The sequence below is a fragment of the Marinilactibacillus piezotolerans genome (assembly GCF_900114235.1).
Lineage (GTDB): Bacteria > Bacillota > Bacilli > Lactobacillales > Carnobacteriaceae_A > Marinilactibacillus > Marinilactibacillus piezotolerans.
In genome coordinates, this window is sequence record NZ_FOSJ01000067.1 from 1 (window position 1) to 9,967 (window position 9,967).

Below are 9,967 nucleotides of genomic sequence, written 5' to 3' on the forward strand. Positions count from 1 at the left end.
CTTAAAACTTTGATAGAGCTCGATCACTTGTCTTTTTGTTTCCTCTGGCACGGCGTGCCTAGCTGCTTTTCCTCTGTTGCCGTGTGAAAAAACAGCTTTTCCTCCTTCTTGATAGTCTTGAATCAATCTGTTAACTTGCCTCATCGAGAGCCCAAGTTCAACACAAGCTCTCTTTTTTTCCTTTCTTTTTTCTGCCACAGCTTTTATTACTTTATATTTCTTATCTTCATTCATCGTTAGTATTATCCTTTTCATGATTTTATTTTATCATTTTGGGACATTTTATGCTTCGACCTACTTAGGACATTATCACGTTCGAACGATAAATGTTAAATATGTAAATAAATAATATTGCTTTCAGAACCCTAATGTGCTATAATTGTTCGAAGTGAGTACTCTTTTAAGAATACTTTCCTTGCTCTTTCAAATGAAAGGGCCAAAGTCCATAAGGAGGTGACAGTCAAAGATGAGTCAAGCAGCTAAATATGAAGTTTTATATATTATCCGTCCAAATATCGATGAAGATGCAAAAAAAGCGCTAGTTGAGCGTTTCGATGGCATCCTAAAAGATAACGGAGCTGAAGTTACTGAATCAAAAGACTGGGCGAAACGTCGTTTTGCTTATGAAATCAAAGGATACCGAGAAGGCACTTACCACTTGGTAAACATTGTTTCTAACGATGCAACAGCAATTAACGAATTCGAACGTCTAGCACGTATCAACGAAGATATTCTTCGTCACATGATCGTTCGTTTGGAAGACTAATATGTTTCACGTGAAACATATTCGAATTGCAAAATGATTATGTAGAAAGGAGCACAACCATTGATTAATAATGTAGTATTAGTGGGAAGAATGACTCGTGATGCTGAATTACGTTATACAGGAAGTGGTACTGCTGTAGCTTCTTTTTCCATAGCGGTTGAACGTACTTTTACAAACGCCCAAGGAGAAAGAGAAACAGACTTTATTAACTGTGTAGCTTGGAGAAAAACGGCAGAAATTATTTCTAATTTCACTCGTAAAGGTTCTCTAGTCGGTGTTACAGGACGTATTCAAACACGTAACTATACGAATAATGAAGGTCGTAAAGTGTATATTACTGAAGTTGTTTGTGAAAATTTCCAAATGTTAGAGCCGAAATCCGTTACAGAGAAACGTAGTCAAAATGATAACGATTCTTCAGGATATTCTAATAACGCAAATTATTCCAATCAAAACAGTAATACACAACGAAATAACCAGGCTCCTGGAAATAATCAAAATCAAAATAAGAATAATTTTGCTAATTTCGATGAAGATCCATTTGAAAAAAATGATGATCCGATTGATATTTCAGATGACGATTTACCATTTTGATTCATAACTAAAGAAGGAGGATTTATAAGATGGCAGGACGCAGAGGCGGCAAAAAGCGCCGTAAAGTTGACTTCTTTGCAGCAAATCATATTGAATATATTGATTATAAAGATATCGATTTGTTGAAACGTTTCATTTCAGAACGTGGTAAAATTTTACCACGCCGTGTAACTGGAACTTACGCAAAAAACCAACGTAAATTAACTAAAGCAATCAAACGTGCGCGTATCATGGGATTACTTCCATTCGTAGCTGAAGATTGATTATAACTTTTACAAAATCGCAGCAGATATCTGTTGCGATTTTTTTATTTTTAATGTTTCACGTGAAACATTAAAAAATTGACCTTTCCTAACAGTCTAGAATAAAATGTTAAAAAATGTTAAAATATAGTAGTCTAAATATTGAAACAGAGGAGACATTATGAAACGAGTCAATGAGGAAGAATCTATTCCCAAGTTTTTAGAGCAACCTTTAATGAGAATAATGATTATATTTACCATTTCTGCTTTGGTAGTGTTGACTATACTAAGTTTTATTGCAAATATATGGATAGGACTGCTCATGCTACTCTTGATTATTACTACAATAGTCGTTGCCTGGAGATTTGGTAAAGAATACGTCGAAGAACTCAATTCCTATATATTGAATCTTTCTTATAGAATCAAACGTGGAGAGCAGGAAGCTTTAATTAAAATGCCTATCGGTATTATCCTAATCAATCAGAATGAAGAAGTAGATTGGATTAATCCTTATATGCAGACCCAACTCTCTAATGAAGAAAGTGTATTGGGTAAGCATGTCAGTGAGGTAAATGAAGATCTCTATAAGTTAATTCAGGAATTTGATAATACTGATTCCAATTTATTAAATTGGAATAATAAAATTTTTCAAATCATACTTCAGGAAGATATACATGCAATCTATCTCATGGATATTACGGAATATGCAGAAGTAAAAGATAAATACGAAGAAGCAAGACCCGTAGTAGGGTGGCTGTTCTTAGATAACTATGATGAAGTTGTCCAGGGTCTTGATGATCGAGGAGTGTCTGGATTCAATAGTCTAATTACGACGTACCTTTCTAATTGGGGAAAACAACATAGTATTTTCTATAAAAAAACGTCTGATGACAAATACTTTTTGTTATTGAATAGAAGTGAGTTAGAAAGAATTGAGAATGAGAAATTTAATATTATAGATAGTATTCGTGATCGAACCTCTAAGCGTAACTTACCATTGACGATTAGTATTGGTATTGCGTATGGAGACGATGATTTTGATAAGTTAGCTGATGTTGCTCAAGGTAATTTGGATTTAGCGTTAGGCCGTGGCGGTGATCAGGCTATCGTTAAAGAAGTAGATCAAGAGCCGAGATATTACGGTGGCAAAACTAATCCAATGGAAAAACGTACCAGAGTTCGTTCTAGAATGATTAGTCAAGCAATGCAAGAGCTGATCAAAGGAAGCGATCAGGTGTTCGTTACAGGGCATAGGAATCCAGATATGGATGCAATTGGTTCTTCGTTAGGAATTGCACGAATTTCCATGATGCTTAAGAAAAAATGTTGGGTCGTTATTGATCAAGATGATTTGAGTAGTGATGTAGAAAAACTTATGAAAGAAATAGAAAATCATAATCAGGTGAATCAGAATATTATATCTCCAAGGGAAGCTGAAAGTAAAATAACCGAAAATGATTTAGTCATCTTAGTGGATCATCACAAGCCTTTATTATCAATGGCGCCAGAATTGCTTAAAAAAACTAAGAAAAATATAGTGATTGATCATCATAGACGTGGAGAAGAGTTTACTGAAAATCCTTTACTTGTTTATATTGAACCTTATGCCTCTTCTACTGCAGAATTGATTACTGAACTGTTTGAATATGTATCTTCAGATGGTGAGCCAATCAATCGAATTGAAGCAACTGCTATGTTAGGTGGAATCATAGTAGACACAAACAACTTTAGCTTACGTACTGGTTCTAGAACTTTTGATGCAGCTAGTTATTTGCAGTCTGTAGGAGCTAATTCAACAATGATTCAAAGACTCTTAAAAGAAGATCCTGAAGTCTATTTAAAACGAAGTAAGTTGATTGAAACTATCCAATTTGTTCATGAAGGTGTAGCGATCGCTTATGGGAAGGATAATGTAATTTATCCTCCTGTTACTACAGCTCAAACAGCTGATACCATGCTTAGTATGTCTGGTGTAGAAGCAGCTTTTGTTATTACAAAACGATCCGATGATATGATTGGAATAAGCGCACGGAGTTTAGGGAAAATCAATGTTCAAATCATTATGGAAAAAATGGGTGGAGGTGGCCATTTATCTAATGCTGCTACCCAGATAGATGGAAAGACTGTTCAGGAAGTAAGAGAAGAGTTAATTGAAAAAATAAATACAGAACTTGACTAATATTAGATAAAAGGAGAGTTTTAATATGGAAGTTATCTTATTAAAAGATGTTAAAGGTACAGGGAAAAAAGGTGAAATAAAAAACGTATCTGATGGATATGCAAATAATTTTCTTTTGAAAAAAGGATTAGCAAAAGAAGCAACAGATGCTGCAAGAAAAGAGCTGACTGCTAAAAAGAAAGCAGTAAAACGTGAAGAAGCTGAAATATTAGAAGAAGCTCAACAAAACAAGAAAAAAATCGAAGAGAATCCTATTGAGATTTATGAGAAAGCTGCTGAAGATGGTAGATTATTCGGCTCTGTTACAACTAAACAAATTGCGAAAGAAATAGAAAAGCAATTAGGAATAAAGGTTGATAAACGAAAAATCCATCAAGAAATCCCGATGCGTGCATTAGGTGCTCAAAAAGTAGAAGTCAAATTGCATAAAGAAGTAACAGCTGAATTAACTGTTCGCGTATTAGAAATAAACAAATAGGGTTAAAAGAGAAGCTGAGAAAGCTTCTCTTTTATTTATTAATTCTGACAATAATGTTCCACGTGAAACAAGATAAACGTCAGTTCCCTTATATACTTTTAGGTACATATCCTGTACAATTAATATGAATTTATAACCCCAGGGTGTGAAAGGAAGAGACTATATTGGCAATGGAACCATTAGGAGATCGTTTACCTCCACAAAACATTGAAGCTGAGCAGTCTGTACTTGGATCTATTTTGCTTAATCCAGAAGCACTTATTTCAGCAATGGAATACATTGAATCAGAAGATTTCTATCGTCGTGCTCATCAGTTGATTTTCCAGACAATGGTTGATTTAAGTGAAAGAAATGAAGCAATAGATGTTATTACGATAGCAGATAGGCTAGAATCTAAAAATCAGCTAGAGGATATTGGTGGCACACCTTATTTGGCTGATATAGCCACCACAGTCCCCACAGCCGCAAACGTGGAGTATTATTCTAAGATCGTTGAAGAACGCTCTATACTCCGTCGTTTGATCCAGACAGCTACCGAAATTGCTTCAAGAGGATATGAAGAATCAAGCAATTTGCCAAATCTTTTAGATGAAGCAGAAAGAAAAATCCTTGAAGTATCGGAAAAAAGAAGTCGTAGTGGTTTTGTGAACATCGAAACTGTGTTGAGAGAAACGATTAATAATATTGATGAGTTATTCCAGAATGATGAAGAAATTACAGGAATATCAACTGGATATAAAGCATTAGATCAAATGACTGCAGGACTTCATGAAGATGAGTTGATTATATTAGCAGCTAGACCAGGAGTAGGAAAGACAGCATTTGCTTTGAATGTTGCACAGAATATTGGAACGAAAACAGATGAAACTGTCGCTATCTTCAGTTTAGAAATGGGTGCTGAGCAATTAGTGAATCGTATGCTTTGTGCAGAAGGAACAATCAATGCTTCAAATCTAAGAACCGGTAAATTGACAGAAGAAGAATTCACAAAACTATTTGTAGCAATGGGTAGTTTATCGAAAGCAAATATATATATAGATGATACACCAGGTATACGTACAGCAGAAATTCGTGCAAAATGTCGTAGATTGAAACAAGAACGAGGAAGCTTAGGATTAGTGGTTATTGACTATTTACAACTAATTGAGGGAACGGGCAGAGAGAGTCGTCAGCAAGAAGTTTCAGAGATTTCTCGACAATTAAAAAAATTAGCTAAAGAATTATCTGTTCCTGTAGTAGCGTTGTCACAATTATCTCGTGGAGTGGAACAAAGACAAGACAAGCGTCCAATCTTAAGTGATTTAAGAGAATCTGGATCAATTGAGCAAGATGCTGATATTGTTGCTTTCTTATATCGAGATGATTATTATCGCAGTGATGGAGACGAAGATGAACCAGAACCTGTAGACGATAATGTGGTCGAAGTTATTTTAGAAAAAAACCGATCTGGAGCTAGAGGAACTGTTAAATTACTCTTTATTAAAGAATATAATAAATTTTCTTCATTGACCTATTATCCAGAGGATCAAATTCCAAGAGCTTAAAAATCATGAGAATCAAGAACCGTAAGAATGTGGTGAGTTACTACTAACATTCCGGGTGCTTGATTCTTTTTTTGATAGAGCAAACCTTTTCGTTTAATTTTCTTATACTGGTATACTGAAAGTTAGATAATGCAAAAATTCAACAAGAGAAAGAAAGGAAAAACAGCATGGAAAGAGATGGGACAAAAGCGTTAAGAAAATACGTAGAAGTATCTTTTTCGAATTTTAATACGGATAAGATGAAACTGATAGAAGAAATTGCAGAAGTTATCTCAATTTGGTTAGATAATGAAAGTGATGCACAGACTATTGCAAAGGGCATAAAAGAAAGAGAAGCTTTAAGTACGACTGGATTTGGGAATGGGTTTGCAATTCCTCATGGAAAAATAGAAGGACTTGAGTCACCGATCTTAGCTGTGTTTAAACTTGAAAAAGAGGTAGAGTGGGATTCACTAGATGATGAAGCGATTACCCAACTATTTATAATTTTGGTACCGGTAGATGAAGCACAAGATACACATTTAGCACTGTTATCTACCCTTTCATACCATTTAATGGATGAAGAGGTTCAAAGAAAAATAAATGAAATTACAGAGAATGAAGAGATGAAGCGATTTATAGAGATGATTTTTAAAAAAGGTAGATAGGGAGGCATTATGATGAATATAGTAGCGGTTACAGCTTGCGCAACAGGAGTAGCTCATACATTCATGGCTAAACGGGCTTTAGAAGATGCTGCTAAAAAACAGGGACATCAGATTAAAGTTGAAACCCAAGGAGCTACAGGTATAGAAAATGAATTAACACAAAGTGAAATTGAGCAGGCTGATATAGTGATTTTAGCAGTTGAAGTGGGGATAGCAAAAAAAGAACGTTTTGAAAAAGTTAAAAAAGTTGAGATACCAATTAGTACAGCTATCAAAAATGCAGATGGATTGCTAAATAAAATAAAGGAAAAATTACAGATGTAAAGAAAGAAGGAAATGAAAATGAGAAAATTTCAACAGGCACTAATGACAGGTGTTTCATACATGCTGCCATTTATTGTATTTGCTGGAATGACTATTGCAGTCACAGAAATGTATAGTCAGTACATACAAGCTGATACAGTTAGCATGACTACATTGAACGGCTTTGCCTGGGTTATGATAGACATGATTCCAGCTATTTTTGCAGCTTATGTAGCTTACGCGATAGGAGATAAGGCAGCAATTGCCCCAGGCTTTATAGGCGGGTATATAGCTGCTCATCCGACCATCGAAAATACTTCATCAAGTGGGTTTTTAGGAGCAATTCTTGCTGGATTTCTTGCTGGTTATGTCGTTTTTTACTTTAGAAAAATACCTGTTCCTGAGTTTATGGAATCAATTAAAAAGACATTATTTATTCCAGTTTTAACAGGCTGGTTATTATATTTTATTATGGCGTATCCTGTAGCGATTTCGATTGGAGCGTTAAATGATTTTATTATTGCAAGTTTGATTAATCTTTCAGAAGCTCCGCAGTATGCTTTCCTATTAGGGGCTATTTTGAGCGCAATGTGTGCATTTGATATGGGAGGACCTCTGAATAAAATCGCGATTACATTTGTATTTGCATTATGGAATGAACCTAGTGGAATAGGCTTCAGAGTTAATGCTGCGGTATTTCCAGGGATCATGGTGCCTGCTTTATCTGTCGGTATTGCATCATTGATTGCAAAATCTAGATTTAGTGAAGCAGAAGTGAAGATGGCACCGGCTCTATATTATCCGGGCTAGTAGGAATCACGGAAGCTGCTCTGCCATACGCATTTCAAGATCCTCTTCGTGTGATTGGACCTAATATGATAGGAGCTGGAATTGGTGGAGCTATAATGATGGCTTTTGGTGTTTCCACAGCAGGTGTGTCTGGAGTTTTCGGTTTGCCAATGGCAAGTAATCTATTCATTTTCATTTTAGCTATTACAATTGGAGTAGCTTGTTCAGTAGGGCTGCAAGTCTTGGTAAGGAAACCTAAACCAGAGAAGGACGAAGTGACACAAAATGAAGATGATCTAGACTTCGATATTACGATTTAATGATTTTTATGAAGCAAATAGATCTATTGAAAGTTGAATAAATAGGAAATTAGGGATTCAATTAAAAAAAATCTATGGTAAAATAAAGGTTGTTAAAGAAATAAACTAATTGATGTGAAAATAGATTAGGGGGGCACCTCCATTTAAAAACAAATTGTTTAGATCAACAGAATAATAAATATTCTGTCTTTGTATCAACAAAACTTTGTTTAATAAGTGGAGAATGTGCTCCTTTTTTAGATTTACATCATTAAATATTTTTAGATGAGGTGGACAAATGTCGTCGGTCGTAGTTGTTGGAACACAATGGGGAGACGAAGGTAAGGGTAAAATTACCGATTTTTTAAGTGAAAATGCAGAAGTGATTGCTCGTTATCAAGGAGGAGACAATGCAGGACATACAATCAAATTTGATGGTGTGACATATAAATTGCATCTAATTCCTTCAGGTATTTTTGCTAGTGATAAAATAAGCGTAATCGGTAATGGAGTGGTAATCAATCCTAAATCTTTAGTAAATGAATTAGCTTATCTACATGAAAGAAATATTGCTACAGATAACTTGCGGATTTCAGATCGTGCTCATGTTATTTTACCGTATCATATTAAAATGGATCAACTTCAAGAGGATTCCAAAGGTGATAAGAAAATCGGAACGACTATTCGAGGAATCGGTCCTGCTTATATGGATAAAGCCTCTCGTATTGGCATCAGAATTGCCGATTTATTAGATAAAGACATCTTCGAAGAACGCTTAAGAGTTGTATTAGAAGAAAAAAATCGATATTTTACTCAAATATATGATTCAGAACCACTGGAATTTGATGATATCTTTGAGCCATATTATGAATTTGGACAACAATTCAAACAGTATGTTTGCGATACATCTGTCGTACTGAACGATGCACTAGATGCAGGAAAACGAGTGCTGTTTGAGGGTGCTCAAGGTGTCATGCTGGATATCGATCAAGGAACTTATCCATTTGTAACTTCTTCTAATCCTGTTGCTGGTGGTGTAACGATTGGAAGTGGTGTCGGTCCTTCTAAAATCGATAAGGTAGTTGGTGTATGTAAAGCTTATACATCAAGAGTAGGAGATGGACCATTCCCAACAGAATTGAACAATGATACAGGTCAATTTATTCGGGATGCCGGGAATGAATATGGGACGACAACAGGACGTCCTCGTCGAGTCGGTTGGTTCGACAGCGTTGTCATGCGTCATGCGAAACGAGTTTCAGGTGTAACGAATTTATCACTGAATTCGATCGATGTTCTATCTGGTCTGGAAACTGTCAAAATCTGTACAGCTTATGAACGGAATGGAGAAAAAATCTTGCATTATCCAGCTAGCTTAAAAGAACTAGCTCAGTGCAAACCAATCTATGAAGAACTTCCAGGTTGGAGCGAAGATGTAACAAAATGCAGAACGTTAGAAGAACTACCAGAAAATGCACGTAATTACATTCGTCGTATTTCTGAGCTGACAGGCGTTCATATTTCTACATTTTCAGTAGGACCAGATCGTGACCAGACAAATGTATTGGAAAATGTATGGGCACCAGTATATTAAATGAATTGTAGTTAAAAATAAAGTAATAGAAATATTTTTCCTTGTGATTCATATCGAGGAGATAGTACTACAAAGTGCTTATAAATATAGCTGATTTGAGTTTTTCTATCAGCATATATTAAAATTTATTGAAACTCTTTAAACGCTACAATACTTCAAAAAAATAAACAGTAGACTTTTGTAGTGACCCCCAAATGTTAGACTTACTCGGAGTGGAGAAATCCACTCCGCTTTTTTTATATAATTGAAAAACTTCACGCTTTTTTTTGATACGCTTTTCGGTATGCTATCGGACTCATCCAATTTAATTTCTTTTTCATACGCTTTTGATTGTAATAGTCAATAAATCTTGTAATCGCTTGTTCAAGTTCTTCGTAGCTATAGAAGATTCTTCCATGGTAAATTTCTTGTTTTAATAAACTGAAGAAATTCTCCATTGGAGAATTATCCAAACAGTTTCCTTTTCGGGAGAAGCTTTGAAAAATCTTATGCTTTTTAAGCTCGGCTTGATATTGATACATTTGATAAGCCC

At 35.2% G+C, this 9,967-nt stretch carries 13 protein-coding genes; 11 read left to right on the top strand and 2 right to left on the bottom strand.

The genetic code is table 11. From position 1 onward, the window contains the following. Positions 1-234: helix-turn-helix domain-containing protein (locus BM212_RS11230; protein ID WP_177206451.1), on the bottom strand; the 234-nt coding region annotated here is incomplete at its 3' end. Positions 235-466: 232 nt separating this feature from the next. Between BM212_RS11230 and rpsF the strand changes: the two genes are divergently transcribed. The 11 genes from rpsF to BM212_RS11285 all read left to right on the top strand — a co-directional run bounded on the left by rpsF (position 467) and on the right by BM212_RS11285 (position 9,435). Further along, positions 467-766 carry a 30S ribosomal protein S6 gene (gene rpsF, locus BM212_RS11235; RefSeq protein WP_072693635.1) on the top strand — a complete coding sequence of 100 codons (300 nt, stop codon included), beginning with the start codon at positions 467-469 and terminating at the stop codon, positions 764-766. 60 nt (positions 767-826) lie between these two features. Beyond that, positions 827-1,360, top strand: coding sequence for a single-stranded DNA-binding protein (ssb, locus tag BM212_RS11240; protein ID WP_072693634.1), 534 nt, complete (start codon positions 827-829; stop codon positions 1,358-1,360). A gap of 29 nt (positions 1,361-1,389) precedes the next feature. Continuing rightward, entirely contained in the window at positions 1,390-1,623 is a 234-nt protein-coding gene (gene rpsR, locus BM212_RS11245; protein WP_072693633.1) for a 30S ribosomal protein S18, read from the top strand. A 160-nt stretch (positions 1,624-1,783) separates the two neighbouring features. After that, positions 1,784-3,781: a DHH family phosphoesterase gene (locus BM212_RS11250; protein ID WP_072693632.1), complete on the top strand. Its 1,998-nt coding sequence runs from the start codon at positions 1,784-1,786 to the stop codon at positions 3,779-3,781. A gap of 25 nt (positions 3,782-3,806) precedes the next feature. Further along, complete coding sequence (rplI, locus tag BM212_RS11255) at positions 3,807-4,259, top strand: 50S ribosomal protein L9 (RefSeq protein ID WP_072693631.1); 453 nt, start codon at positions 3,807-3,809, stop codon at positions 4,257-4,259. Between the two features lie 170 nt (positions 4,260-4,429). Next, the gene (dnaB, locus tag BM212_RS11260) at positions 4,430-5,803 is read left to right on the top strand and encodes a replicative DNA helicase (protein ID WP_091898618.1); all 1,374 of its coding nucleotides are present in this window, start codon (positions 4,430-4,432) and stop codon (positions 5,801-5,803) included. A 167-nt stretch (positions 5,804-5,970) separates the two neighbouring features. Beyond that, positions 5,971-6,450 (top strand): PTS sugar transporter subunit IIA, encoded by a 480-nt coding sequence (locus BM212_RS11265; RefSeq protein ID WP_091898607.1) that lies wholly within the window; start codon positions 5,971-5,973, stop codon positions 6,448-6,450. A 12-nt stretch (positions 6,451-6,462) separates the two neighbouring features. After that, the gene (locus tag BM212_RS11270) at positions 6,463-6,774 is read left to right on the top strand and encodes a PTS fructose transporter subunit IIB (RefSeq protein ID WP_072693629.1); all 312 of its coding nucleotides are present in this window, start codon (positions 6,463-6,465) and stop codon (positions 6,772-6,774) included. Between the two features lie 18 nt (positions 6,775-6,792). Then, on the top strand, positions 6,793-7,563 hold the full coding sequence (locus BM212_RS11275; protein WP_177206453.1) for a fructose-specific PTS transporter subunit EIIC: 771 nt from the start codon (positions 6,793-6,795) through the stop codon (positions 7,561-7,563). 50 nt (positions 7,564-7,613) lie between these two features. Beyond that, complete coding sequence (locus BM212_RS11280) at positions 7,614-7,862, top strand: hypothetical protein (protein WP_091898612.1); 249 nt, start codon at positions 7,614-7,616, stop codon at positions 7,860-7,862. Between the two features lie 277 nt (positions 7,863-8,139). Continuing rightward, positions 8,140-9,435 carry an adenylosuccinate synthase gene (locus BM212_RS11285; protein ID WP_091898614.1) on the top strand — a complete coding sequence of 432 codons (1,296 nt, stop codon included), beginning with the start codon at positions 8,140-8,142 and terminating at the stop codon, positions 9,433-9,435. Between the two features lie 254 nt (positions 9,436-9,689). Here the strand turns inward: BM212_RS11285 and BM212_RS11290 are convergent. Then, positions 9,690-9,967, bottom strand: a 278-nt coding sequence (locus tag BM212_RS11290; protein ID WP_143744949.1) for an IS3 family transposase, incomplete at its 5' end; no start/stop codon positions are given.